19 protein-coding genes and 3 pseudogenes are annotated in these 25,998 nt (G+C 66.7%); 14 read left to right on the plus strand and 8 right to left on the minus strand.

Annotation, left to right across the window (positions count from 1 at the left end; translation table 11 throughout):
* Positions 1-442 precede the first annotated feature (442 nt).
* Positions 443-584 (plus strand): annotated as a pseudogene (locus OG447_RS29460) (IS5/IS1182 family transposase); the annotation flags it as partial.
* Between the two features lie 18 nt (positions 585-602).
* On the opposite strand, the gene OG447_RS29465 reads toward OG447_RS29460, so the two are convergent.
* Positions 603-1,420 (minus strand): IS5 family transposase gene (locus OG447_RS29465; protein ID WP_266940969.1). Its coding sequence is split into 2 segments (ribosomal slippage): positions 603-1,072 and positions 1,072-1,420, totalling 819 coding nucleotides; the frame shifts between segments, so codons are not numbered across the junction.
* Between the two features lie 556 nt (positions 1,421-1,976).
* On the opposite strand from OG447_RS29465, the gene OG447_RS29470 reads away from it, so the two are divergent.
* The 5 genes and pseudogenes from OG447_RS29470 (at position 1,977) to OG447_RS29490 (ending at position 8,999) form a co-directional block, all read left to right on the plus strand.
* Positions 1,977-2,804, plus strand: coding sequence for a hypothetical protein (locus tag OG447_RS29470; protein ID WP_266940482.1), 828 nt, complete (start codon positions 1,977-1,979; stop codon positions 2,802-2,804).
* A 472-nt stretch (positions 2,805-3,276) separates the two neighbouring features.
* Positions 3,277-4,410 carry a S8 family serine peptidase gene (locus OG447_RS29475; protein WP_266940483.1) on the plus strand — a complete coding sequence of 378 codons (1,134 nt, stop codon included), beginning with the start codon at positions 3,277-3,279 and terminating at the stop codon, positions 4,408-4,410.
* A gap of 1,217 nt (positions 4,411-5,627) precedes the next feature.
* Positions 5,628-6,569: an endonuclease/exonuclease/phosphatase family protein gene (locus tag OG447_RS29480; RefSeq protein WP_266940484.1), complete on the plus strand. Its 942-nt coding sequence runs from the start codon at positions 5,628-5,630 to the stop codon at positions 6,567-6,569.
* A 15-nt stretch (positions 6,570-6,584) separates the two neighbouring features.
* The gene (locus OG447_RS29485; RefSeq protein WP_266940485.1) at positions 6,585-7,676 is read left to right on the plus strand and encodes an LOG family protein; all 1,092 of its coding nucleotides are present in this window, start codon (positions 6,585-6,587) and stop codon (positions 7,674-7,676) included.
* Positions 7,677-7,746: 70 nt separating this feature from the next.
* A pseudogene (locus OG447_RS29490) lies at positions 7,747-8,999 on the plus strand (IS701 family transposase).
* Positions 9,000-9,489: 490 nt separating this feature from the next.
* On the opposite strand, the gene OG447_RS29495 reads toward OG447_RS29490, so the two are convergent.
* A complete protein-coding gene (locus OG447_RS29495; RefSeq protein WP_266940486.1) occupies positions 9,490-10,140 on the minus strand; it encodes a TetR/AcrR family transcriptional regulator in 651 nt (216 codons plus the stop codon).
* Between the two features lie 163 nt (positions 10,141-10,303).
* Here OG447_RS29495 and OG447_RS29500 point away from each other — a divergent pair, with 163 nt between their 5' ends.
* Positions 10,304-11,836, plus strand: coding sequence for a serine hydrolase (locus tag OG447_RS29500; RefSeq protein ID WP_266940487.1), 1,533 nt, complete (start codon positions 10,304-10,306; stop codon positions 11,834-11,836).
* 246 nt (positions 11,837-12,082) lie between these two features.
* Here the strand turns inward: OG447_RS29500 and OG447_RS29505 are convergent.
* Positions 12,083-12,223, minus strand: a pseudogene (locus OG447_RS29505) (GlsB/YeaQ/YmgE family stress response membrane protein); the annotation flags it as partial.
* Between the two features lie 196 nt (positions 12,224-12,419).
* On the opposite strand from OG447_RS29505, the gene OG447_RS29510 reads away from it, so the two are divergent.
* The 4 genes from OG447_RS29510 (at position 12,420) to OG447_RS29525 (ending at position 17,478) form a co-directional block, all read left to right on the plus strand.
* The gene (locus OG447_RS29510; protein ID WP_266940488.1) at positions 12,420-13,757 is read left to right on the plus strand and encodes a hemolysin family protein; all 1,338 of its coding nucleotides are present in this window, start codon (positions 12,420-12,422) and stop codon (positions 13,755-13,757) included.
* Complete coding sequence (locus tag OG447_RS29515) at positions 13,754-14,779, plus strand: hemolysin family protein (protein ID WP_266940490.1); 1,026 nt, start codon at positions 13,754-13,756, stop codon at positions 14,777-14,779. Before OG447_RS29510 ends, OG447_RS29515 begins: the two co-directional genes overlap by 4 nt.
* A 425-nt stretch (positions 14,780-15,204) precedes the next feature.
* Complete coding sequence (locus OG447_RS29520) at positions 15,205-16,317, plus strand: ImmA/IrrE family metallo-endopeptidase (RefSeq protein ID WP_266940492.1); 1,113 nt, start codon at positions 15,205-15,207, stop codon at positions 16,315-16,317.
* A 3-nt stretch (positions 16,318-16,320) separates the two neighbouring features.
* Positions 16,321-17,478: a hypothetical protein gene (locus OG447_RS29525; protein WP_266940493.1), complete on the plus strand. Its 1,158-nt coding sequence runs from the start codon at positions 16,321-16,323 to the stop codon at positions 17,476-17,478.
* 19 nt (positions 17,479-17,497) lie between these two features.
* Here OG447_RS29525 and OG447_RS29530 read toward each other — a convergent pair whose 3' ends face one another.
* Positions 17,498-18,115, minus strand: a complete 618-nt coding sequence (locus tag OG447_RS29530) for a hypothetical protein (protein ID WP_266940494.1) — start codon at positions 18,113-18,115, stop codon at positions 17,498-17,500.
* Positions 18,116-18,587: 472 nt separating this feature from the next.
* Here OG447_RS29530 and OG447_RS29535 point away from each other — a divergent pair, with 472 nt between their 5' ends.
* Positions 18,588-20,036 (plus strand): hypothetical protein, encoded by a 1,449-nt coding sequence (locus tag OG447_RS29535; protein ID WP_266940495.1) that lies wholly within the window; start codon positions 18,588-18,590, stop codon positions 20,034-20,036.
* Positions 20,037-20,451: 415 nt separating this feature from the next.
* Here the strand turns inward: OG447_RS29535 and OG447_RS29540 are convergent, their stop codons facing one another.
* Both OG447_RS29540 and OG447_RS29545 read right to left on the minus strand, forming a co-directional pair.
* The gene (locus tag OG447_RS29540) at positions 20,452-21,726 is read right to left on the minus strand and encodes an MFS transporter (protein ID WP_266940496.1); all 1,275 of its coding nucleotides are present in this window, start codon (positions 21,724-21,726) and stop codon (positions 20,452-20,454) included.
* 5 nt (positions 21,727-21,731) lie between these two features.
* Positions 21,732-23,087: an NAD(P)-binding domain-containing protein gene (locus OG447_RS29545; RefSeq protein ID WP_266940497.1), complete on the minus strand. Its 1,356-nt coding sequence runs from the start codon at positions 23,085-23,087 to the stop codon at positions 21,732-21,734.
* Between the two features lie 114 nt (positions 23,088-23,201).
* Here OG447_RS29545 and OG447_RS29550 point away from each other — a divergent pair, with 114 nt between their 5' ends.
* Both OG447_RS29550 and OG447_RS29555 read left to right on the plus strand, forming a co-directional pair.
* The gene (locus OG447_RS29550) at positions 23,202-23,564 is read left to right on the plus strand and encodes a helix-turn-helix transcriptional regulator (protein WP_266940498.1); all 363 of its coding nucleotides are present in this window, start codon (positions 23,202-23,204) and stop codon (positions 23,562-23,564) included.
* Positions 23,561-24,055 (plus strand): GNAT family N-acetyltransferase, encoded by a 495-nt coding sequence (locus tag OG447_RS29555; protein ID WP_266940499.1) that lies wholly within the window; start codon positions 23,561-23,563, stop codon positions 24,053-24,055. The genes OG447_RS29550 and OG447_RS29555 overlap by 4 nt, the downstream gene beginning before the upstream one ends.
* Before the next feature lie 2 nt (positions 24,056-24,057).
* Here the strand turns inward: OG447_RS29555 and OG447_RS29560 are convergent, their stop codons facing one another.
* Positions 24,058-24,615, minus strand: a complete 558-nt coding sequence (locus OG447_RS29560) for a DinB family protein (protein WP_266940500.1) — start codon at positions 24,613-24,615, stop codon at positions 24,058-24,060.
* Positions 24,616-24,982: 367 nt separating this feature from the next.
* A complete protein-coding gene (locus tag OG447_RS29565) occupies positions 24,983-25,798 on the minus strand; it encodes a sulfite exporter TauE/SafE family protein (protein WP_266940501.1) in 816 nt (271 codons plus the stop codon).
* Between the last annotated feature and the right edge of the window lie 200 nt (positions 25,799-25,998).

Consider the following 25,998-nt stretch of genomic DNA (forward strand, 5'->3'; position numbering starts at 1 on the left):
GCCGAGGAACGCTCCTTGAAACCGCAGGTCAGGCGCCCTTGGCGACCGGCTCCAGGATCGCCACACACTCCACGTGGTGCGTCGTCAGAAACAGATCCAACCAAAACAGGTGGAAGAAAACTGCAGGTCAGAGCCTTGCGATCCCGGCTTCGTGACTGAGTGGTGTGCGTTATGGGCGCTGCGCGCGGAATCGCGAGCTGGTTCGCTGCTCGCGACCGACCGGGATGCCGTCCAGCTCTGTCGGCCACCCCGTGGTTTCGAACTCGGCTGTCTCGGTGGAATCCGCGGGTCCGCTGAGGGGGAGGAGACGGGCGGTGCCACAGACACGCAGGTCGAACTCGTCTCCTACTGAACGGGGCTGAGGCCCGGGGCGGAGATCCGGACGGCGACCGTCCCGCCGTCGTCCAGGCGCAGGCAGGCACTGCGTCATGGACGTAGTCCCTCTCGGCGGCTCGGACACCACCGCTGGACCATCGAGCGCATCATGACCCGGCCTGCCTGCTGTCGCCGCCTCCACGAACGCCAAGCCGAGCATTCCCTTGCCTTCACCAGCATCGCCTGCCACTCTCATCTGCCAGCGCTGACTCACTAAAGACCGTGTCCTATGTGGTGAGGCGGACGAGTCGCTTGTAGCAGCAGAGTGCTGCGGCGAGGCCGAGGAAGGCCAGGTAGTTGCGGGGGTGGCGCTCGTAACGGTGGTTGAGCCGGCGGTAGCCGGTCAGCCAGGACATGGTCCGCTCGATCACCCAACGGCGCCGCCCGAGCCGTTCGGAGGACTCGATTCCCTTGCGTGCGATACGGACGCCGATCCGTTTACCGCGGAGCCATTTCCACAGTTCAGGAATGTCGTAGGCCTTGTCGGCGTGGAGACGCTGGGGCTTGAAGTGGCGGCCGCGGTGAGGGTCGTGTCTCGTTTGGTGGCCGAGCACCATGGGCTTCAGTGCCTGGCTGTCATGTGTGTTCGCGGCCGAGACGCCGACGAGGAGGGGCAGTCCGTTCGCGTCCGACAGGACGTGCATCTTGGAACCCGGCTTGCCCCGGTCCACGGGGCTCGGACCTGTGAGTTCGCCCCTCTTTTAGCCCTCACGTGTGCGGAGTCGAGGACCGCTCGGGAGAGGTCGAGGAGGCTCGCGTCCTCGAGCCGGTGCAGGATCTCTTCATGCAGCCGGCCCCACACGCCGGCTCTCGACCAGATCAGGAACCGGCGGTGGGCTGTCGACTTCGATATCCCGAAGCAGGGCGGCAGAGCCCGCCAGGCGCAGCCGCTGACCAGGACGTAGGTGATCGCGGCGAACAGCGTCTCATCAGGCGTGTCCTGCGTCCCGCCGCCCTGCGGCCGCACCCTGGACGGTGGGATCAGCGGCTCCGCGATCTCCCACAGCCCGTCCGGCACAATCCAACTCCACGTACCCCGCCCCATGGACGACCCAACGACCGCCTCACCACATAGGACACGGTCTAGCCACAGGATGCGCGTGATGCCGCGCCGCGAATACTTCTGGATCTGCAAGGTCTGCTGTCCGATTCCGGGACGGCAGCCAAACATGAGGGCGGCCCCGTCCCTCGACGACTGCCGGGAACCAGCCCGTCCCGTAGGTGGGTTGGGCGTCCGCGCTGGACCTCCGCGGTGAGGGGCGGGCCAGGCACCGCCGAAGCCGGCGAGCCGAACCCGGATCACATAGATCAACATACTGTCGCCGACGTGGTGGCTGTTCATGGGAAGAGAAGGCGGTTGGCAGGGGGGACCACACTCGCCGCTAGACCTCATCGCGGCCCAGGGGGCGCTCGACTAGCGGGCCCCTGACGGGAGTGTGACGATATGAATGGGCCTCAGGGCAGATGCAGTTCAGTGCCAAGTGTTGCCCGCGCGGCAGATCAGCCGTAGTCGAGGGCGCTCTGGATGTCGGTGAGCGACGGGCACCTAGTGACTCAGGCGGCGCATTCAATCTGGTCAATTTTGAGGAGCTGAGTGCGACATGGTGTTCTGCAGCGACCGTGGATTGAAGTACTTGGCTGGCCTTGGCTACAACGCGGTACGTCACCCCGACGCAAAGCTGAGCCCGCTCGCTGTCATGGGAATTCGGGACCATTCCGGAGTTTGGCTAGGACAGCTGTCAGACCTTGTTACTGGATCGCAGGCTCTGTCGCCGACGGTGCAACGGGGGATCGCGGCGGCGGACATCTCGGGACAGTCGAGCAGCAAGATCTCCTTCAAGATTGGACTCGAAGTTCTCGGCTCTTTCGTGGGGGCAATGGGGGGAACGTTGGGTGTGAGCGCCGGATACACAAACGCTCAAACGATGCAATTTGTATTCCGAGACGTCGCTAAGAATAGAGTATCGCCTGCACAGGTCTCGCAGTACATCGATGCAGGGGATGTTGTGACCGAGGATCCGCTGTTCCGTCCGTACTTTGAAGGCAATGGACGGCTGTACATCATCGTAGAGGTTGCCACGTCTAACAGCTTCACTGTCCGGTATGAGCGCAAGGACGAGACGGCTGCTCGTGTCGACCTCCCTGTGTTGCAGGAACTCGTTAGTGGCGCTGTTGATATCAGTGCTGCCCGCGGCTTTGGTCATGAGGTAACTTACAACGGGAAAGTGCCACTGTCGTTCGCATTCAAGTGTTTCGAATTTGGGCTCCCGTACGGGCGACCAACCCTCATGGATGTCAAAGCCGGAGGCGTCGAGCTATCGGTGTCGGACGTACTAAGCGACGATGGGGAGGCGCCTGCGGGTTTTGGGAGCATCCTGACAAGCCAGGCAAACCCGTCGCTGCTAGATGTTGATTGGCGTGGTGAGTGAGGTGACATCCGACGCTGCCCGCAATCTTGATCCCAGCCTCAACCTCTCTCCTGCTGGTTTCGGAGCGGGCAGCTCGAGATTCCCGGACTTTGACGAGAACGGGCTTAGTGCTACGCCGTGGATTTTGCTGCCTCGGGCTGGCCTGCGGGCGGAGAAGGGGCCGACGCGGGATCTCCTTGAACAGATCCACTATCAGTGGGAGAAAGATGGGATCTCGTACTTCAGGCTGATATACACGGGCGAGCCGGAACAGCCGTATCTCGTGGAGTCCACTGATGAACCGGGAGACGCGGACCTCCAGGTCGTGGATTCAGGAATCCCCGAAGGGGCGACACTCGTCAAGGTATCTCAAGCAGCCCGAAGATCTCTTCGCAGCCGTCCTGGGCCGCTAAGATTGGCTCCTAACTGTTACTACGCAACGGTGTCCTCGCGTCATGGAATAACACCCACGCCCGATGCCTCGAGTGTACGGATGCTCACGATCCGTGCCACCGATTACTTGACAGGTAATCCGATTGAAGGGGCCGAGATTGAACTGTTCTGTGACGTCGTCCATAGAATCGGAGACCGTGGCATTACAGATACGGACGGGAAGGTGCTTCTGCGAGTAGCGGCTCTGCCGCAAACTGTGGAGCGCCTGTTTATGTACCCGCCAAGTGCTGGTGGATACTGGGGAAGATACCTGGCGAATGTATCCATAGGGGCGACGCCGTATGGTGTGGACTTGCATCCTGTCGACGTAATGGTCGCCGACGGGGCCCGACATGCGTATGGATCCGGATCCAATCTGGGTTCCGGAGTGCGGATCGGAATCGTAGACCACGGAATCGACAGTCAAGCAGTGCCCGTCGCCGGCGGACGAAATTGTGTCGTAGGCGAGCCTGACGGTGACTACGGCGACGATGGAAGCGGGCACGGAACACACGTCGCGGGAATAATTGCGACCCGCCCCGGGGGGGCGGTAAGGGGCCTTGCACCCGACGCCGAAATTTATAGCTACCGTGTATTCGGTGACCGGGCCAGCAGTTACAGCGTCAGTAATGCAGTCGATCAGGCGCTGCAAGACGGTTGCCATCTGATCAACATGAGCATCGGTGGCCTTGCTTACGACACCGTACTGAAAGAGATGGACCGAGACGTCGCTGAGCGCGGAGCGATAATCATCGCAGCAGCTGGCAATGGCAATGGCGGGCCCGTGACTATTCCAGCAGCCCTCGACTATGCGCTTTCCGTAACGGCAATGGGTAGGGTTGGCACCTACCCACCAGGGTCGCTCGAAGACGCCTACATCGGCGCAGTGTCAGCTACGGATCCGAATGACTTCTTCGCGTCCTTCTCGAACTGCTCCCCGCCAAGTGTTGAGTTGATCGCACCTGGCGTCGGCATCGTTTCCGTCCTGCCTGGTGGGCGATACGGTCCACTGAACGGCACCTCGCAAGCCTGTGCTGTCGCGACCGCTGCTGCAGCGCGTGCACTCACCGGCATGCCGGTGCTCAGTGCTGCGCCGGACAAGGCACGAGCCATCGCGATGAAGAACTATCTGTTCGGAAGGGCGAACCCCATGGGTTTCGGCTTCCCCATCGAGGGCTACGGCCGGCTGGCGTAGGGTGGGTCAATGCGACTCGTCGTACGCCATCGCGGAGAGCACTCTGTCACGGTCGATGACCTCCAGGCGATGCTCCCACCCACGGCCCGTCTAGTCGATCACCAGGTGCCGAACCTGTTCCTGATCGATTCAGACGAAGCCGAGTTGCGTGCGGCCCTCAAGCCACTCGATGAGTGGATCATTGCCCCTGAACAATTCGGTGACTCTGCTGGGGTCAGCGGAGTGAACCGATCATCCGTCCACAAGGGTGGGGCACCGGGATTTCAAGGGTGCTCTTGATCCGCACGATGAGGTCGTAACAGGATCTTGCCGAGATGTCCTGGTCGGTCGTGATCAGCGTGACGATTCGGCCGTTCGGGATTGTGAGTACTCGGCCGTGGATCGTGGACGGTGACTTGTGGGCGCTGCGCCCTGGCATATGAGGTCACCAGTGCGGCGGCCGGTAGCAGACGGGCTGGGCCTGGCGGGCGGGCATCCTGTACGTCCTCTGCAACGACATCGGCTGGCAACTCCTGTATCTGAGCTTGGGTTCGGCCCCGGACAGCCCTGCTGGCGACGCCTCGAGCGGTGGCAGCAGATGGGGGGCTCGGACCAGCTGCACCGCATCATGCTGGTCGAACCGAACACGGCAGGTCGCCTCGACTGGTCCAGGGTCTGCTTGGACGGCTCGGCCATCCGCGCGAAAAAGAGGAACCGACACCGGTCCGTCGCCGGTCGGCCAGTGGAAGACGGGCGGCAAGCACCATCTGATCTGAGAGGGGCACGACACCCCGCTCAAGGTCATCACGGCCGCGGTGAACGTCAACGACGTCACTCAGACCCTCGACGTGACCGACGGATTCTGCCCGTTGCGGTCTGTCCCCGCAAGCATCCCGAGGCCCTGCTCGGGGGCAAGGGCTACGATTCCAACCCCGGCCGCGGCTGGCTGCGTAACGCCGGATCCTGACCGTCATCTCCTGCGAGGGATCCCTGAACGCCGATGGCCTGGGCAAGCTCCGCTACGTCGCCGAGCATGCCTCGCTCTGGTCCACTCGCCGTCCGCTGGGAACGCCGCACTGAACTCGCAGTGCCTTCTTCTCCCTCGCGAGCTCTATGCCCGCCCGCACCTCTCCGGGGACCCCTGCGGCTTGTGGTTGCGGGCCGGGCGTGTTGGAGGAAGCTGGAAGTACGGGGGTCGTCTCGAGTTGCCGGTCCTTGCCCCTCTATGGGAGGTCTTCATGACCACGCTGCGGTTGGCCACTTTCAATGTGGAGAACCTCTTCGCGCGTTGGCGCTTCCAGGAGGGCGTGAATCCCGCGGATGCTAATACGCGGGGCTGGATAGTCGATCAGACCCATTTCGTCGAGCTGGGCCAGGAGGACAAGGCCATCACCGGAGCCGCGGTGGGTGAGATCGACGCGGACGTGCTCGCGCTCCAGGAAGTGGAGAACGTTGATACGCTCAAGCACTTTCGTGACCGCTCGCTCGGGCCCGGTAAGTATCCGTACGTGGCAGGGGTAGACGGAAACGACAACAGGCGGCTGATCGATGTGGCCGTCCTTTCCAAGCTCCCGATCACCCACATCCGCACCCATCAGCACCACTTGGACCCTGCCAACCCTACCCAGGGGCTGTTCTCCCGGGACTGTCTCGAAGTCGATGTGGAGGTCGGGACGGGTCTTTCGAAGAACACGGTGACGATCTACGTCAACCACTTCAAGTCGATGGAGGGTGGGCGGAGTCAGACTCGCGCGTTGCGGGAGCGGCAGTCTGCGAAGGTGATGGAGATCGTCACCGAACGCTTCGGTCAGAGCTCTCCGGGCGACAGTCCGTTCGTGATCCTGGGAGACCTCAACGACTACATGGAGACGAACGGGGACGGAAGCCCGGGCATCGACGAACTGGTCGGCTGGGATCAGGTGCAGAACGTCGTGACCCGGCTGCCAGAGGGAGACCAGTGGACCCACTACTGGGCCACAGGCGACGAATACCGTCAGCTGGACTATCTGCTGCCGTCGGCATCGCTCGCCACCGCGACACAGACGACCCCCGAGATCTTCCGTATGGGTATGCCGCTGCGGGCGATTCGGTACAAGGGCCCCCGGTTCATGGGCGTCGGACTCGACAAGCCGAAGGCCTCTGACCACTGCCCGGTCATCTTCGATATCGAGGTCGGCTGAGGCGAGGTGGAAACGATGACCGAATACGAGGCAAGAACCACCCTCTACACCGCGGACGAGCTGCTCAAGGGTTTCCGACCCGACGAGGAACTGGGTTTCACGGAGACGCACGACTTCTCCGTCTACCGCAGGTTCGTCAGAGACGGAGAGACCGCGCCGTTCTCGACCGAGGTCCGTCTGCAGCAGGCTGCGCACGATGCCGGCATCTCAGGCGCCCTCGCGGAGTATCTAAGTACGGCGCCACCGCTCGTCGGAGTGATGGGAGGCCACAAACTGACCCGCAAGGAACCGGCATACCTCCTGGTAGCGCGCCTCGCGAGGCATCTGACGAGGAAGAATTTCCTCATCGCCACGGGCGGCGGCCCCGGCGCGATGGAGGCTGCGCACCTGGGCGCGATGTTCGCCCACGCCGATGACGCCATCATGGAGCAGGCGCTGGAGGTAATCGGTGAAATCCCGAAGCTCCCGTTGCTGAAGGGCCCGCTGTTCGGCGACGACGGCTCGGTCCTTCCCGGCCAGATTAGGAATCTGCAGGATGCTCACCTCTGGCTCAAGGCCGCGTTGCGGGCCAAAAATCTTTGCCCGCCACAGCATGGCGAGAGCCTTGCCATCCCGACATGGAAATACGGGCAGGAACCCACAACGCCCTTTGCCGCCGTGTATGCGAAGTACTTCCAGAACAGCATCCGGGAAGAGGCGTTGGTGGCCAAGGCCAAGACGGGAATCATCTACGCACGGGGCGGTGGTGGCACCATCCGTGAGATCTTCCAGGACGTCGAGGAGAACTACTACGAAGAGAGAACGTCGCTGTTCACGCCGATGATCTTCTTCGATCCCGACGGATACTGGCAGAACGATGTCGACATCGACCCGGAGACCGGGAGGAACCGACGCCGCCAGGGCATCCAGCTCGATGGCGCGCTGAGTGAGATCTTCAAGATCGCCCGAGCAGGCTATGGGGACACCGCACAGTGCCTTTCGAAGATCCGGTTCACGGTCGACTTCGACGAGATCGTCAGGCTGTTGCAGAGTCACCGGGACGCCGCCCAGGAGAAGCGCGCACTGATGCTGGAACGCCACGCAGACCGCCTCTCCGCCGCCCGATGATGACGCTGTCTGGGGTTTAGTACTCCAGCAGCGGATCGTGTCCTGAGCTGGTCGTTGTCGTTGTCAGGGCATGGTGGGGATTGCTGAGGCCCAGGGGTGGGCTGCGGAGTTGGAGTCGGTGTTCACGCAGGTGGCGGGCCAGTTCAGTCGGGCGGATCTGCGGTGGCGAATGCGGGACTACCTGCGGGGCCTGATGGCTCCCGTGGCCCGGAAGAACGGCTGGCAGCTGGCTGAATACGCAGGTCACCGCACCCCGGACGGGTTCCAGAGACTTCTGAACTCGAGTGTGTGGGACGCGGACGCACTACGTGACGACGTTCGCGACTACGTCGCCGACAAGCTCGGTCCCGATGGTGTGCTGATCATCGACGACACCGGGTTCATCAAAAAGGGCAGCACCTCGGCCGGGGTGGGCCGGCAGTACACCGACACCTCGGGAAAGATCGACAACTGCCAGATCGGGGTGTTCGCCGCCTATGCCACCAGTCGTGGACGGGCTCTGGTGGACCGGGAGTTGTATCTGCCCAAGGCGTGGACGGGCGACCGGGAACGCTGCCGGGCCGCCAAGATTCCCGACGAGCGGGAGTTCGCGACCAAGGGCGACCTCGCGAAGGCCATCGTGACTCGTTGCCTGGCCGCGGGTTTGCCGGCCTCGTGGGTGACGGCGGACGAGGCCTACGGCCAGGAATGGAGTTCCGGCGCCTACTCGAGGAACTCGGCGTCGGCTATGTGGTGGCAGTACCGAAGTCACAGCAGGTCAAAAGCTTGGCAGGGTTCTGGAGGATCGACGAGCTGATAGCCCAGGCGCCGGAAGATGCCTGGCAGCGGCTCTCCTGCGGTGACGGAGCGAAAGGGCCGCGGGTCTACGACTGGGCCAGCGCCAGGCTGCCGTCGATCAGCTTCTTCGATGGTGACGAGCCCACCCATCACCGCTGGATCCTGGCGCGTCGCAGCCTCACCCGACCTGACGAGATCGCCTACTACTTCGCCTACGCACCCGTGACCTGCACGGTTGAGGATTTGGCGAGGGTGGCCGGCATGAGATGGGCGATCGAGGAGTGCTTCCCGGCCGCGAAGAACGAGTGCGGCCTGGACGAGTACGAGGTCCGCCGGTATGTGGGCTGGTACCGGCACATCACCCTGGCCATGCTCGCCCACGCCTTACTCGCCGCCCTGGCCGCCGACGAGGCCGTAAAGGGGGCTGCAGAAACGACCCCACCTGCAACGTCGTCGCTCTCACCGTGGCAGAGATCCGGCGGCTCATGGAACATCTCCTGCCCCACCACCGAACCCGCCGACCTCACCCACAAGATCACGCACTGAACTGGTCCCACTGGCGCCGACGCCACCAGGCCACAGCCCAACGCAGCCATTACCTGAGAAGAACCAGCTCAGGACACGATCCGCTGCTGGAGTACTAAGCGAGATGGGTGCGGATCGTTTGAAGATGGTCGGAATCAGGCGGCCTACAACGACACCGAAGCGGCCCGGAGCCTGTTCGTCCAGCCAGCCCCGCTCAACCAGACGCTTCAGTTTTCCCCGCGTCCCCTCGATCTTCGCGGTCGCCACCGGCAACCCGATCCGTCCCACGATCTGCTTGGCCTGCAACGGGCCCGCCGCATCCGAGACGATCTCCACCTGGGCGCCAGGGTGGCAGCACGACGGCGCATGGGCTGTCGCATGCACGAAGGCTCCGGTCGGGGACGTCATGAGCAAGGCCCAGTGGGCTGGGGCTGGATGCCCGGTGACGTCGAGCAATGTTCAGGCACGCGTGCCCCGAACAGGTGGGGTGGCTAGCCGCAGGCCCTGATGGTCAGGCGGGGCGCACTCCTGGCGCCTTTCCCCGCAGTCGGCACTCACCGGTGAACACTCCCGCGAGGAACTCGCCGAGCGCGGTGAGCGCGCCGTCGGGGTTCAGCCCGTCGGAGTCGGCGCACAGGTGGATGGTCAGGCCGTCGGCGTAGGCGGCGATACGGGCCGCGGTGGTAGCGGCGTCCGTGGCGGCCGGGACCTCTCCGCACTCCTTGGCGTTGGTGACGGCGGTCGCGATGAGCGAGCGCAGGCGGCGCAGTGCGGCCGCCTTGACCTCGCCAAGGTGCGGGTCGTCGATCGCGCGGCCCGTGAAGGCGAGGGCGACCCGGCACTCCTGGCGGCGCCGTTCGTCGAGCGGCATGGTCTCGGCGAGGCCGTCGAGCAGGATGTGCTCGATGCGGGTACCGGCCTTCTCGGCGCGGACGACGAGTTCCGCGAGGCGGTGTTCGACGGTCTCCAGGATGTGCCGGTAGGTGAAGAGCAGCATCTCGTCCTTGGTGCGGAAGTAGTGCTGCACGAGGCCGACTGAGATACCGGCTTCGGCGGCCGTCTTGCCGACGGTCACCGCGTTCAGGCCCTTGGTCGCGATGAGCCGGCCCGCGGCGGCGGCGACCTGCTGACGACGTTCTTCGTGATCGGCTACGCGAGGCATGACGTAACCGTACCGCCGTATTGCAAAAATAACCGTACAGCCATACGGTAATCGGGGATTAGGGCCGCCTCTCCATGTCCGGGGGGTGGGGGGGATCGCAAGGGATGGGGTGCTGGTCATGGGGTCTCGAGGGCATGGTTCGAGGTTAATGCGGGGTGTCCGCGTGGCGGGGCTCGTGCTCCTGGCGTCGCTTGTGCCGACGGTCGCATCCGCTGCCGGCCCCGCACCTGAGGGGGCGGTGCTCGAGAAGGCGGACCGGTTCGTGCGAGAGCAAAAGGAGCGTGCGGGTGTTCCCGGAGTGGCGTACTCGGTCGTCCGCGGCGACGAGTTGATCCACAGCGGGACGTACGGGGAGGACGGCCGGGGTGATCCCGTGACCACCCGTACGCCCTTCCTCGTCGGCTCCCTGGCCAAGCCGGTCACCGCGCTCGCGGTGATGCGACAGGTCGAGGCGGGCAAGGTCGAATTGAACGCGCCGGTACGGCGGTACCTGCCCTGGTTCCATCCGAAGAGTGAAGGTCAAAAGCCCGTCACCGTACGGCAGCTGCTCAATCAGTCGAGCGGACTGTCCGAGCGGGACGGCATCACGCGCGCCGATCGCTTCGACAACGAGCCGGGCGGCGTCCAGCGCGTGGCCCGGGACCTGGCTGATGTTTCGCTGTCCGCGGCGCCCGGTGAGCGGCACGAGTACAGCAACGCCAATTACATGCTGCTCGGGGCGCTGTTGGAGGAGGTCACCGGAAAGCCGTTCGATCAGCAGCTGAGGGAGAACGTGCTGAAGCCGCTGGGCATGGACGGCGCGCTCACCAACAGCGAGGAGGCCGAGCGGGCCGCGCTCGCTCCCGGGCACCGGTTCTTCTTCGGTCAGCCGAAGAAGTTCGACTTCGGGTACGACACCTCGGGTGTGCCGTACGGCTACTTTGGCGCCAATCTGAAGGACCTGAGCGCCTTCGCCTCTGCTCAACTGACGGGCAGTGGACTGGGCGTGCTGTCCCGGGACGGCTTCCGGCAGATGCACCAGGGCACGGTCTCCGTCCACGACCGCCATCGCTACGGCTTCGGCTGGCGCGACGACGAAATGGATGGACTGGACGAACGGATGGTGTGGCACTCGGGGGCGACCCCCGGCTACCACGGCATCGTGGTCCTGTTGCCCGAGCACGACCTCGCGGTCGTCGTGCAGTACAACGCCGCCGGGCTCGCCAAGGAGAACCTGCTCAACAACACCGCGTTCGGGGTCGCCCGCATCCTGCTCGGTGCCGAGCCCCTGTCGGCCGATGAGGACTCGTGGTTGACGTGGATCCTGGTGGTGCTCGGCACGGTTGCGGCTGTGCTCGCTGCGGCTGTCGGATGGTCGGCATTCCGTGTCATACACCCCCGACGCGGACTGCGTCGCGGCGCCTTGCGGATCATGATCGGCGGTGTCGCGGCCATGGCTCTCTGCCTGTTGACTGCCGCAGCCGCCTGCATCATCCTCCCCCAGCAGATGGGCGGGAACTCGAAAGTGGCGTTGTTGTTTGTGCCGGATGCCGGGTGGCTGCTCGTCGTAGTGACGGCGCTCGCTCTGGTGCTCGCGCCGCTGCGGATGGGTATGACGATCCGGGCGCTGACGAGTCTGCGACGGCAGGGCCGGGTCGAGCGGGCCGAACGCGACGCGGCGGAAGTCAGCAGCGTCAATCCGGTGGCGACCAGATGATCTGCGCCACTTCGTTTGTAAAACTGCGCAACGGTACGAGTCGTTCCGGCGCCGGTTCGGTGGTCACGCCGGATCGGTACCGAGGAGGGGCCGCACGTCATAGCTGCTGAAGAGGGTCTCGCCCCCCCACAGTCCTCTCCGGGCTCGACGTATGACGCAAGGGGGGGCGCCTGGGTGTCATCGAGGCGGCAATTCCGGCTGGGAATTCTTGCGCACAGCGGCACAGCGGCACGGCGGACGCGGGGGTCAGTCGCGCGAGTTGCCGAAGAGGACGCGGTAGCCGATCAGCAGGATCAGTGAACCGCCGATGGCCGGGCCCCACGTGGTGAGGTCGAAGAAGTGCTTCTCCACCGGCTTGTCGAGGAACGCGGCCGAAAGTCACCCTCCCCCGCAGCCGGTCCCGCAAGGAATTTACTTGCCCTTTACCATCAGGTTGCGGATACTGTCCGTTACCAACAGCAGTCCGGACCGCAAGGTCCGCCGAGAGTGAATGGAGCGCAGGACCCGCAATGGGTGAACCTCCCAGTCCATGCCGTGCCACGCCTTGCCCGCAGATCTTTCAGCCGGGAGCGGGGGTGGCACGGTGACCGAAGTCCTGCTGCTGCTCCTCGCCCTGGCACTGACGCTGGCGTGTGCGGTGTTCGTCGCCGCCGAGTTCTCCCTCACCACCGTCGAGCGCAGTGAGCTCGAGCGTGCCACTGCCGCCGGTGAGCGTGGCGCCGAAGGCGCCCTGAAGGCCGCCAAGCGCCTCACCTTCCAGCTGTCCGGTGCCCAGCTCGGCATCACGGTGACCTCGCTGGTGATCGGCATGCTCGCCGAGCCGTCCGTCTCCGCGCTCCTGCGCGGCCCGCTGGAGGCCGCCGGCCTGCCCGCCGGTGCGGTATCGACCACCGCGACCCTGCTGGGCGTCGCCATCTCCACGGTCGTCCTGATGGTCGTCGGTGAGCTGGTGCCGAAGAACTGGGCGATCTCCCGCCCGCTGGCCGTCGCCAAGGTCGTCGCCGGCCCCCAGCGCGCCTTCACCGCCGCCTTCGGACCGCTGATCCGGCACCTCAACAGCACGGCGAACCGCCTCGTGCGCCGCTTCGGCCTGGAGCCCGCCGAGGAGCTGGCCTCCGCCCGCACCCCCGAGGAACTGGTCGCCCTGGCCCGCCACTCCGCCCGCGAGGGCGCGATCGAGGCCGACTCGGCCGAGCTGTTCGTACGGACCCTGCACCTGGCGGAGCTGACCGCGGAGAACGTCATGACGCCGCGGGTCGACGTCCAGGCCCTGGAACTCCACGCCACCGCCGCCGACGCCGCGAATCTGACCCTGGCGACCGGCCTGTCCCGCTTCCCCGTCTACCGCGACACCCTCGACGAGGTCGTCGGCACCATCCACATCCGCGACGTCCTGGACCTCGACGAGGACAAGCGCCTGCTGGTCTCGGTGGCGGACCTGATGACCTCCGCACTGCTGGTGCCGCACTCGCTGCCCGTCGACACCCTGCTGGGCCGGCTGCGCAAGGCCCGCACCATGGCCGTGGTCATCGACGAGTACGGCGGCACCGCGGGCGTGGCCACCGTCGAGGACATCGTCGAAGAGGTCGTCGGAGAGGTCCGCGACGAGCACGACCCGATAGAGGTCCCCGACCTCATCGAAGGACCCGACTCCGACGGCCGCAAGGTGTGGGAAGCGGACGGAAGCGTCCGCCTCGACCAGCTGGAAGAGATCGGATTCGACGCGCCCGAAGGCCCATACGAGACGCTCGCCGGCCTCATCGCCACCCGCCTGGAACGCATCCCCGTGGAAGGCGACACCATACCCGTGGACGGCTGGGAGCTGGTCGTGCTCGACATAGAACACCACCGCGCCGACCGCGTCCTGATCACCGCACCCGCCACCGACGAAGACACCGTCTCCACGGAGGAGACCCGATGACCGCCCTCCAGCTGCTGATCGGCGCCTTCACACTGATCACTAACGCCTTCTTCGTCGCAGCCGAGTTCGCCCTGATCTCCGTACGCCGCAGCCAGATCGAACCCGCCGCCGACAAGGGCGACCGGCGGGCGAAGACCACCCTGTGGGCCCTGGAACACCTCTCCGCCATGATGGCCACCGCCCAGCTCGGCATCACCGTCTCCTCCCTGGTCCTGGGCGCAGTCGCCGAACCGGCCATCGCACACCTCCTCGAACCGCCCTTCCACGCGATGGGCGTGCCCGAGGCGCTGATCCACCCCATCGCGTTCGTCATCGCCCTCACGCTCGCCACCTACCTGCACATGCTGGTCGGCGAAATGGTGCCCAAGAACATCGCGCTCGCCGCCCCCGCACCCACCGCACTCCTCCTCGGACCACCGCTCGTCGCCCTCACCCGCGCACTGCGCCCGTTCGTGTTCGGCATCAACGCCTTCGCCAACACCCTGCTACGCCTGCTCAAGGTCGAGCCGAAGGACGAGGTCGGCTCCGTCTTCACCGACGACGAACTCGCCCGGCTCGTGAAGGACTCCAGCGCCGCCGGCTTCCTTGCCCCCGAGGGCAGCGAACGACTCAGGGACGCGCTCCAGCTGGGTACGCGCCCCGTGGGCGAGGTGATGGTTCCCCTCGGCCAGGTGGCGACCGTCGGGCACGACATCACCCCCCGGAGCCTGGAGCGCGTAGCCGCAGACCGCGGCTTCTCCCGCCTGCCCGTCACCGGGCCCAGCCAGGAGATCCTCGGCTACCTCCACATCAAGGACGCCCTGGCCGCCCCCGACCGCACGACGCCGTTCCCGCGCGCCGCAATGCGCCCCGTCATCAAGGTCACCCACGACACCCCGCTGGACGACACCATGACCGCCATGCGCGCAGCCGGCACCCACCTCGCCGCCGTCACCCACGCCGACTCCACCGTCATCGGCTTCGTCACCATGGAAGACCTCCTCGAGGAACTCGTCGGCACCGACCACGACGCCCAGGACTGACCCAGCCCCACAGAGATGGCCGGCACCCGATCCGGGTGCCGGCCATCGGCGTATCCGGCTACGCCCGTGCGGCGGCTGTCGGGGCGACCTTCCCAGCCCACAGCTGACCACTGTGATCTAGGCCGTTGACCTGACCGCAAGCGGTGACCAGCAGGTGCTGGTCACCGCTTGCGCGTTCAGCCCCGCGAACACCAGGCGGCGCTCGCCCTGCGCGGGGTGGCACCGGCCCTGGAGTGCGGTCAGCTATCAGCGGCCGACACCACACTCCCGGCGCCCAAAGGCGCGTCGGAGCAGTGGAGTTGGACGTCAGTGGGGTCTGGTATGCATGGAGCTATGACGAGCCTCAGATCATGTGCGGAATATTCTGAGGCATAAAACCGTGTACCCTCTGGGGAGTTGGACTCGCCAGGGCTGGAGGTGGGCACGTGCGCGACCAGAAGAGTTTGGTTGCGGATCCCGGGATGCTCACGCTGGCCCGTGACTCACGCGGCTGGACACAGTCCGAACTTGCCGACGAGCTGACACGTCTTGATGGCAGCCGCATCACCCAGGGGTACGTCAGCCGAGCCGAAGCCGGCCGCATCCCCGTCAAGGACGGGCGCGTGCAGCTGTTCGCCGACGCCCTGCGCTACACCGCTGACATCCTGTGCCGCGCCACTGAGACGTCCGGGACAGGTGTCGGACTGGTGCACCACCGCAAGCGCGCCTCCTTGGGGGCGCCCGCCCTGCGTCGGATCCATGCGACGTTGGCGCTCACCCGGCTCCAGGTCGACAGCCTGGCCTGGGCAGCGGACCTCCATCGCAATAACCGGTTTCGGCGCGTGGAGGTCAACGACTTCGACACTCCCGCGGACGCGGCGGAGACGATGCGTGAGGAGTGGAACGTCCCCGCAGGGCCGATCGAGGACATGGTCGCCCTGCTCGAAGATGCCGGCGCTCTGGTCGTAGTCCGGGATCTCTGCACCACCGAGCTCGACGCCGTGAGCCAGTGGCCCCCCGGCGGATACCCGTTGATCTTGCTCAACTCACATGCACCAGGGGATCGTTCACGCTTCAGCCTGGCGCACGAGCTGGGTCATCTGGTGATGCACGACGAGCCGGGTGAGGGACGCGTGCAGGAGGACCAGGCCAATCGGTTCGCTGCCGAGTTCCTCATGCCCCATGACGCGGTGCTGCCCGAGCTGAAGCCAGGCATCGACGTGTCCCGTCTGCTGGACCTCAAGGCCCGGTGGGGGGTGTCTATGGCGGCTCTCATCAGGCGGGCCATGGACTTGGGAGTCATCAGCGAATGGCACTACCGCACGCTCATGGTCGAGTTGTCCGCCCTCGGCTACCGCACCGCCGAGCCGACCACTATCCGGCGCGAAACCCCGCGCCACCTCGCTCAAGCCGTCACCCGGCTTGAGCAGCAGCTCCACCTCAGTCCGACCGAGACCGCCCACCTGGCGGGCCTGGGTCGCGAGGAGTTCCACGAGATCTACTTGTGCGCTTCCTCTCCGTCCGGCCACAAGGACGTGCCGGACTCTTCTGCGAGGTGATTCATGAGCAACACCCCCTCCCCGAGGCGGCGACCGCCCGCCCTGAAGACGCTCGACCACACCGTTGCCGCCGTGCCGCTTCTCCAGGGGCGGGTGCTGCTCCACGAAAACGCCGTCAATCTTCCGCGGCCGCGGCCCGCGCTCGATGACGACTTCAGCGGCGTCGTGATGACTGGAGCCAAAGCCGAAGAGCGGGCCTTCCACCTTCGCAGCACGGCCGGCTACGAAGGCACTCTGCTGATCGACAGCGCCCCCTACACCACCTATGTCGCAACCGCGGACGAGCCGTTCATGGTGCCCACCGACGAGCTGTTCGCCTCAGTGGACACCTCGCTGGCCTTCCAGAAGGCACGCGGAGCGAGCGCGGCACTCACCCCGACCGGCTACATTCCGCCCGCGGACTCCAAGACGCTCAAGGCAGTGATGCGCGAGGCCAACAAGATCGAACGCGCCGACACCGTCGTGACGCTCCCGATCGACGTCACGTGGCTGAACCGCGAGAACATCGGTCAACTCATCGCGGTCTGCACGAAGATCCGGCACCCGAAGGCCCTCGTCCTGTTCCGCCAGTTCGATCCGATGGAGCAGACGAAGGACATTCCCGCCAATCTGCGCCGCCTGCTGGCCGAGGTCGAACACACGGCGCTGCTGCGGACCGACCTCGCTGCGCTTGATGCGATCGCGCACGGCGCCCTCTGCGCCGGCATCGGCGTGCAGAGTTCGCTCCGCCACGCGATCCCGCCCGGTGAGAAGGCCCAGACCAACAAGGTCGGCCCCACCTACCCGAGCGTGCTGATGCCGGAGCTCATGTGCTTCAAGGGCGCCGAGTCCCTCTCCAGGCTGTACGGGAACGTGGATCCCGCAACCTGCTCCTGCGAGGAGTGCGACGGGCGTGGTCTCGATCGCTTCCTCCTGCTGGACGGCGAAACCCGGCGCGAGGCCGACAATCACACCGTCTTCACGTGGAGCGACTGGGTCACCGAGATGGCCGGCTACCAGCCAGGCACCCCGCGTAAATCGTGGTGGCGCGACAAGTGTGCGGCCGCGATCGACCGCTACGCGCTGGAGAACCAGCGTATAGGCCTGGGCGCCAGCCCCCGGTCCGGATTCCAGGCGCCCTCGCCGCTCAAAGCATGGGCGACACTCCCCGTCACCCCGTAGCGAGCCGTGGGCCGGATGCTCAGGGGAGCTGGCGGTGGACGTCTTCCAGGAACTTCCAGCCGGCGACGGTATGGCGTCTGCGCACGAAGGGCCGCGGCGGCACCACTACTTCCACCGAGTCCCCCTGAAGCGTGAGCAGGCCGATGCCGTAGAAGTCCGCGCGCAGCACGGCATCATCCTTGCGCCGCAATGCGCCGTCCACCACCACCGCGCGAGAACAGAACGGAGTAAATCGTTCGGCCTTCTCCATCGCCGACTCCCAGCTGCGACCGGGCACGAATGCCATGTCGATGTGGACAGGCTGCGCCGCGCGGCGGGTGATCGACCCGTCCCTGCGGACCGCCGCGCCCTTCGGAAGGGACTTCAGCACCCGCCGCTCCCTCTCGCTCAAGGAGCTGGCAGGAACCGGCTCGCCCAGGGGCAGCGACATGAGGAGATCCAGCACGTCAGGTCGCGTCAGCGGCGGCATTTCTTCGGCTGCCCGCCGCTCCCGCTCGAGCGCGTCATGGCGATAGGCCACAACAGCTTCCGTCCCGAAGGCCTCGACGAGCGCGAGCTTCGCCTCGCGGGGCACGAGGTCGCAGGGAGCCAGCGCACCTGCGACGACATCCATCTGCTCTCGCGCCAGGACCGACATGAACCAACCCGCTCTCGTCTCGAACTGACGCCCTCGTCTGCGGAGCGTCTGCACGCCCCTGCTTACCCTCAGGCACCCATCACCGGAAGCACGAGCGGCTCACGTTCACACGATCCACTCGCCAATCCCCTGCTGGCCGCAGCCGAGCGGGACCGACACCCCTAACCAGCCTTCCCCTGACCAAGACACGGGAACGCCTCAGCACGGACGGCCACGCTAGTACGGGCCGTCGTACGCCTGGCGGCCACCTCCTCAGATGATCGCGAAATGGCCAGCGCCCGTCACAGGCCGACCAGCAAGCGTCCACGGCGGCCACCAACGAACGACTGCGAGCCTAGCCACCGCAGGCGGCCATGCCTACATCTGTCCGAATCTTCATCCAGCCTGCCAACCCCCTTCCCCTTCCACCCGCGCCAGGCGGAGTGCGGCTGCGAGCATGCCCGTGCAGGCATTCGCACGGTGGGGAGTTCAGGTGCCACGACAGCTCAACGAACGGCAGCAACAGGTGCTGCAATGGGTCGCCCGAGGCTGCCCTGACGGCGCGTGGGATGGAACCGGGCACAAACTCAGCTGCCAAGCCCTGCACAGCCGCGGACTGGTCAAAGTCTCCAGGCGCCAGGGGCAGTGGTCCGTCGCCCTCACCAAGGCCGGCCAGCAATACCTGGACCACGGATCCCATCCACCGGAACAGCCTGGCGGCAAAGACACCGCTCCCGCGCCGCAGGCTGGAATCCAGTCACCCGACGTGGCCAAGAGCAAAAAATCCAGCGCCCAGGCGGCTGCGCCCGTACCGGTTCAGCGAACAAGCTCCCTTCCTCGAAAGAAGGCCAAGACCGTCACGGAGCAGCTCCTGGAAGAGCTCGTCGAAGCTGGCGGCCGCGTCGTCAAACGCGAAGCCTGCGGTCGGGAGACCGAGAAATGGCCGATCCGGGTGGCCGCAGCACGGCGGTCGGGGAAGATCCCTGCGACCAAGGAACTGCACGCTGACTGGTGCAACGACGGGTACGAAATCCGGCTGGTCGACACCCCCGCCTGGCGCTTGGCCGTACTGCCACCCGTCCCCGTACCGGCACGGCTCACCACTCCCCACCCTGTGGTCAAAGCTCTGCAGGCGCACCCCCAGCCCATGGCGCTGACCAAATCCGTGCAGGGCAGAGCCTTCCGCCTCCTCCACGCATTGCTCACCGCAACCCAGAAGCTGGGCTATACCAGCGCGTTCGGTACGGCCGAGAGTGCCCCCGCACCACACCGCCGACGAAACGGCCCGCCCCACTTCACCATCACAGCCCAGGGCCAACGATGCGATTTCCTCATCCTGCAGGAACAAGACCGCACCGAACACATCCCCACGAAGAAGGAACTCGCGGACGCCGAGAAGCACTCCTGGGTCAGGATTCCTCGGTACGACCACTCCCCCGCTGAACGCCTGAGAATCTGCGTCAGCGGTGGGTTGCGACACAGGGCCGACGAGTGGGCCGATACGACCGCACGCCCCCTTGAGGACCAGCTCGCCGAAATCGTGCAGGAAGTGGGCCTTCGAGGCGAGGCCGCCGAACGCAAACGACTGGCCGACCTGGAGGCGGCACGGGAGAAACGGCTGCAATGGGAAGCCGCGATGCAACGGGCAAAGATCGAATTCGCCGAGGCAGCCCGAGTCCAGCAGCTCGAAGCGCAGGAACAAGCATGGCGCCGTGCAGCGGGCCTGGCCGAGTACGTCGACGCCCTCCGCCTCCACGCAGAGACCTTGGCGACCGGACCGGAGAGGGACGGAGCCGAGGCATGGATCGCCTGGGCCACCGACCACGTGGAGCGCCTGAACCCCCTCAACGGGACGCTCCGCCTGCCCGACATTCCCGAACCTCGCGCCAGTGACCTGCAGCCGTTCCTGCACGGATGGAACCCCTACGGTCCCGCCTTCTAGTCGCGAGCCCCCTCGGATTATCACAGAGCGTAATCGGAGAGGAGAAGGTGGATCGCGGGTCTGACGCCGACCGACTCGGTCGCCGACTACCGGAAAGGGCGCCTCCCGCAGCAAGATCACAATTTGCTGCGGGACGCACCCTCCCCTGCCTGACGGCTCATCAGAGATCGCCGACGGCGTGCGTCAAACGTGCGTCACGAGCGTCAAATCTGCGTCAAGATATCGCCCGTAACGCCCACGGCGCACATAACGCACACTGCCCTAACCCGCAGGTCAGAGGCCCTTTCCAAGGGGCTCAAGGATCGCGACGCACTCGACATGATGGGTCGTCAGAAACAGATCCAGCGAGAACAGGTGGAAGATAATCGCAGTTCAGAGCCTTGCAGACCTGACTTCGCGACGTAAATCATGTGCACTATGGGCGCTGCGTGCGCGAGCGTGACGCCGGTTTCCCGCCCGGAACCGACCTGGACAGCGGTCGGGTGCGGCCTTCTTCCGACGCCAGCAGGGCCAGACATGCGGCCACTGTGGAGAGCGCGGCGAGGGCGGCGAAGAGGTGAGGGTAGCCGCCGAGGGGGACGGCGAGGGCTGCGCTTGCCCAGGGGGCAAGGGCTGCTGCGATGTGGGCGGGAGCGCCGAGGAGGGCGGAGAGGCGGCCGTAGTGGGTGGTGCCCCAGCGGTCGGTGACGGCGGTGGCCTGGAGCAGGGTCAGGTTGCCGCGTACGACTCCGGCGAGGATCGCGAGGACGACCAGCAGTGGCAGCGGGCCCGGGATGAAGCCCAGTGAGGCGGTGGTCGCGCCGCCCAGGGCGATGAGCGTGACGGTCCGGGTCGTGACGGACGTACGCGTTGCCAGAACCGCGTAGAGGGTGCGGCCGAGGGTCTGGCCTGCCCCGCCGAGTCCGAGGGCCCAGGCGGCCGTTGTCGCGCTGGCGCCGCGTTCGGTGAGGAGCGGAATGATGCCCATCACGACGGCGTACATGGCGAAACCGGAGAGCGTGAAGGCGACGGCCAGGAGGAGGAAGGGACGGCTGCGCGCCACCGGGGTGCGGTCGATGGAGGGCGGGGCCGGTGGCGCGGGGGGCCAGGGACCGCGCAGGGCGAGGGCATGGGCGGGGATGGTGACGGCCGCGAGGATCACGGCCAGGACGACGTAGGTGGCCCGCCAACTGAGGTGTTCGGCGAGGGCGGCGGTCAGCGGCGCGAAGACGGTGGAGGCCAGGCCGCCGGCGAGGGTGACGATCGTCAGGGCCCGGACGCGGTCGGGGCCCCACCAGCGGGTGAGGGCGGCGAAGGCCGGCGGGTAGAAGGTGGCGGCCATGGCGATGCCCGCGAGGATCCAACCGCAGGTGAAGACCGGCAGGTTCGGGGCCGCTGCGATGAGGAGGAGGGCCAGGGTGCCGATCACGGAGCCGAAGGTCATCACGGCGCGCGGGCCCCGGCGGTCGAGGATCCGGCCGATGGGGATGCCTGCGACGGCCGAGACCAAGAGTGCGAGCGAGAAGGCGGCGGTGGCCGCGTTGACGGACCAGCCGGTGTCGGCGGTCAGGCGCGGGAGGAGGACGGGAAAGGCGTAGTAGACGATGCCCCAGCTGATGATCTGCGTGACGCAGAGTGCGGGCAGCACGGCGCGGGGCCGCGACCGGTCCCCCGTACCGGTCGCGGCCCCGCTGCTTTGGAGGTCGGTCACCGGGGTCAGCAGCCGCCGGTGCGGGCCGGGGCGCCGATGGTGATCGTGGCCGGGGCTGCGCAGCAACCTCCGCCGGTCTCCTCGGCCGCGGCGGGCTGGTCGAAGAGGCCGGCTCCGCCGCAGACTCCGGTCTCGGGGAGGGTGAGCTCGACGCGCTCGGCGGCCTCGCGGTCCCCGGCGAGGTGGGCGGCGATGGAGCGGACCTGCTCGTAGCCGGTCATGGCGAGAAAGGTAGGGGCGCGACCGTAGGACTTCATGCCGACGAGGTAGAGATCCTTCTCCGGGTGGGAGAGCTCGTTGACGCCGTGCGGGTAGACGGTGCCGCAGGAGTGCTGGTTGGGGTCGATCAGCGGGGCGAGGGCGGTGGGGGCCTGGAGGCGTTCGTCCAGACCGAGGCGGAGTTCGTCGAGGAAGGTGAGGTCGGGGCGGAGGCCGGTGAGGACGATGACCTCGTCGATGGGGTCCAGGCGGCGGCCGTCCTCTCCGACGAGGACCAGGCGGCCGTCGGTGTCGCGCTCAACGGCGTCGGTGCGGAATCCGGTGACCGCGTCGGCGTACCCGCCGTCGACGGCTGCCTTGGCCGCGAGGCCGAGGGCGCCGCGGGCGGGGAGCTGGTCGGCCTCGCCTCCGCCGAAGGTGGAGCCGGAGATGCCGCGGCGGAGGATCCACAGCGCGTGGGTGCCCTGCTCGTCCTTCGCGAGGTCGGCGAGGTAGGCGAGGGCGGTGAAAGCCGAGGCTCCGGAGCCGATGACGGCAGTGCGCTTGCCTGCGTACCTGGCCCGGACGGCAGGGTCCTTCAGGTCGGGGACGCGGTACGAGATCCGGTCGGACGCAGCCTTCTCGCCGAGTGCGGCCAGTCCGCTGCCGCCGGCCGGGCTGGGGGTGGTCCAGGTTCCGGAGGCGTCGATCACGGCTCGGGCGAAGAGGCGCTCCTCGCGGCCGCCAGGGCCGGTGAGGTGGATGACGAAGGGCTGGGCCTCACGGTCGGCATCGACGATGCGGTCCCGGCCGGCTCGGGAGACGCCGGTGACGGTCGCGTTGTAGCGGACACGCTCGCCGAGGACGTCGGCCAGGGGCTGGAGGTACAGCTCGGCCCAGTCGCCACCGGAGGGGTAGGTGGCACCGTCCGGCTTGACCCAGCCGGTGGGGGCGAGGAGCTTCTCGGCCTCGGGGTCGACGACCTCGGACCAGGTGGAGAAGAGGCGTACGTGCGACCAGTCACGCACGGCGGACGCGGCGGCCGGTCCGGCCTCCAGGACCAGGGGCTCGATGTCCCGCTCGACGAGCCGGGCAGCCGCGGCGAGTCCGATCGGGCCGGCGCCGATCACGACGACGGGCAGGGCTTCGATGGATACGTTCACGGCGGGCTCCCCAGTTGATTCGACGTGTGTCGATGTCCTGACGCCTCTAGAATGGACCCTGGATCGACGTTCGTCAACATAGACATCCGTCGAAATTCGTCGGATGATGGGGGCATGACTATGAAGGTGTTGCCGCTGCTGGAGCCGGAGGCCGTGGCGGCATGCTGCCCGCCCCTGACGGAGCGCCCGCTGACGGCCGAGGAGGCCGAGCGGACCGCTCTCATGTTCAAGGCACTCGGCGATCCGGTGCGCCTGCGGCTCTTCTCCGCCGTGGCCTCGCACGAGGGCGGCGAGGCGTGCGTGTGCGACATCTCCGATGTCGGCGTCTCCCAGCCCACCGTCTCCCACCATCTGAAGAAGCTGCGCGAGGCGGGGCTACTCTCCTCCGAACGGCGCGGCACCTGGGTGTACTACCGGGTCGAGCCCGCGGTGCTCGCCGCCATGGGCCAGCTCCTGACCCGTGCGGCCGCCGCGTGAGCATCACCATCGCGCCGCTGGCCGAAGCACACGCGGATGAGGTCCTGGCGATCTACCAGGCGGGAATCGACGAGGGCAACGCCACCTTCGAGACCACCGCCCCCACCTGGCAGGTGTTCGAGGCGGGCAAGCTGCCCGAACACCACTTCGCGGCCGTCGCCGACGACGGCAAGATCCTTGGCTGGGTCGCGGCGAGCGCAGTCTCGGACCGGTGCGCATACGCGGGCGTGGTCGAACACTCCGTCTACGTCCACCCCGCCGCCCGGGGGCAAGGCGTCGCCATGCAGCTCCTCACCGCACTGATCGGCTCGACGGAGGCCGCGGAGATCTGGACGATCCAGTCCGGCATCTTCCCCGAGAACCGCGCGAGCCTCGCCCTCCACCAGCGGGCCGGCTTCCGGGTCATCGGCACCCGCGAGCGAATCGGCCGCCACCACGGCATCTGGCGCGACGTGGTCCTGCTCGAGCGCCGCAGCCCGCGGATCAGCTGACCTCAGCCTGCCCGTTCACGCCCGTCGCCGCCGTTCAGGGTGAGCTGGCGGTGGTGGAAGTCAAAGTGCTGCGTCGGGTAGCGGTAGATGTCCGCGAGCGTCATGAACTCCTTGAAGAAGGGGTCCCACCGGACGGGGTAGTGCATACCGCGGGCCAGGTCGGCGTCGGACTCTGCGGCAAGCCGACGCTGGAGGGAGTCGAGGACCCGGTCGAAGGCGGCCCCCAACCGGCGCGGCCCGTAGACCTTCACGGCCCCTCGTGGACCCGCGTAGTTGACCCAGTCGAACGGCACAGTTCCCGCGTTCAGAAGCCGGGCGAACGCCTTGCCGGCCCCGCGGGGAAGCCGCCCGAAGACACGGACCAGGACCAGCAGGACCCGGACGACCACGTAGCCGAAGAGCATGTGCCACAGCAGCTGCCCGTTGGTCCACTTGGTACCGCGCGTGGGCCGGGCAAGGTCCGCCTCGGAGGCGGAGTCCAGCAGTTGATGGAAGGTCCGGCGGGCTCGCTCGTAATCCTCGTACACGGCCTGCCGGTCCATCGGAGTCGTGTTCGCCATCGTCTGCCAGCTCCCGGTCGGCCCTCGGCACGGTGCCCGATGTCGAGATGATGACCGTTTTCCCGTACGCGCACCATCTGCCGGCGGCCCTACGGCGGGGCCGACATCCAATCCGGGGCCAGACAGACAGCCGGTGCACCAGGGACGCCCGTCTGGCTTTGTTCACAAGTTCCGGTTCCGGCTCAACTCCTGTGGTGACGGTTCGATGCTCGGTTCATCCGAACACTGAGCGGCGGGAACCAGCAGGTCAGTGGGTTGGTCCGACGAAATTCACGAGCGCGCAGGGCGCAGCTCCAGAGAGGTTGAGCCAGAACCTGAGAACGGGAGGCACCCCCACGCGACGAGGGCCGGGGAAGGCTCGGCGGAGTCAGTTGTGACGGGCGAGCTTGACCGCGGAGACGAGCAGGATCACGGCCAGCGCGGGGATGAGGACCACGTCCGGGAACACGCCCAGCAGCAGCCCGCCCAGCACCGCGCCGGCGATCGAGCCTGCGGCCATGACCACGGTGAAGCGGCGGTTCGCGCCCAGGACGGCGAAGCTGCCGTCGCGGCTGTAGCGGGCGAACGCCACCAGCATCGTGGGGAGGGACACCAACAGGGAGAGGCTGCCGGCGCTCTTGATGTCCTCCCCGAACAGCAGCACGATCGTCGGGATCAGCAGCTCGCCGCCAGCCACGCCCATGATCGCCGCGACAACGCCGATGCCGAACCCGGCCACGACACCGGCAGGCACCTGCGCCCACAGCGGCAGGTCGAGCGTGCCCAAGGCGGTGGTGTGCGTGACCACCAGGGCGACCGCCATGAGCACCATCAGAACAGCCAGCACCTTGTAGAGGGTCGAGGAGCGCATCCGCACTGCCCACGATGCTCCGGCCCAGGCACCCAGCAGGCTTCCGGCCAGAAGATTGACCGCGACGGGCCAGCGTGCGGCCACCTCGGCGGCCGGGACCGCCACCAGCCGGGCGGGCAGCGCGACCAGGACCACGACCAGGCTCATCGCCTTGTTCAGGATGACGGCCGAGAGCGCGGCGAATCCGAAGAAGCCGATCAGCAGCGGCAGGCGGAACTCCGCACCGCCCAACCCGATCATCCCGCCCAGAACGCCGATGGCCGCTCCCGCACCGAACACCACGGGTGCCGTGTGCGTCGGGCGGAGGGAGGCGAGGTTCTGGTCAGTGCGCATGATGGGAATCTTTACTGGTCACGGGCCTGCCTGCTATGACCCGGCCCGACCTTCAGGGAAAGCCACCGGATACGGGACCAGGACTTGTCAGGACCTCCGAGCACCGAATTCGACCGGGTTACTCGGCCCTGCCCAGCAGACCCGGGCTGTCGAAACTCGTGAACATCCAGCGCGGGCCGCGGCCAGCGACTGCCTCCCAA

The sequence above is a fragment of the Streptomyces sp. NBC_01408 genome, assembly GCF_026340255.1.
GTDB lineage: Bacteria > Actinomycetota > Actinomycetes > Streptomycetales > Streptomycetaceae > Streptomyces.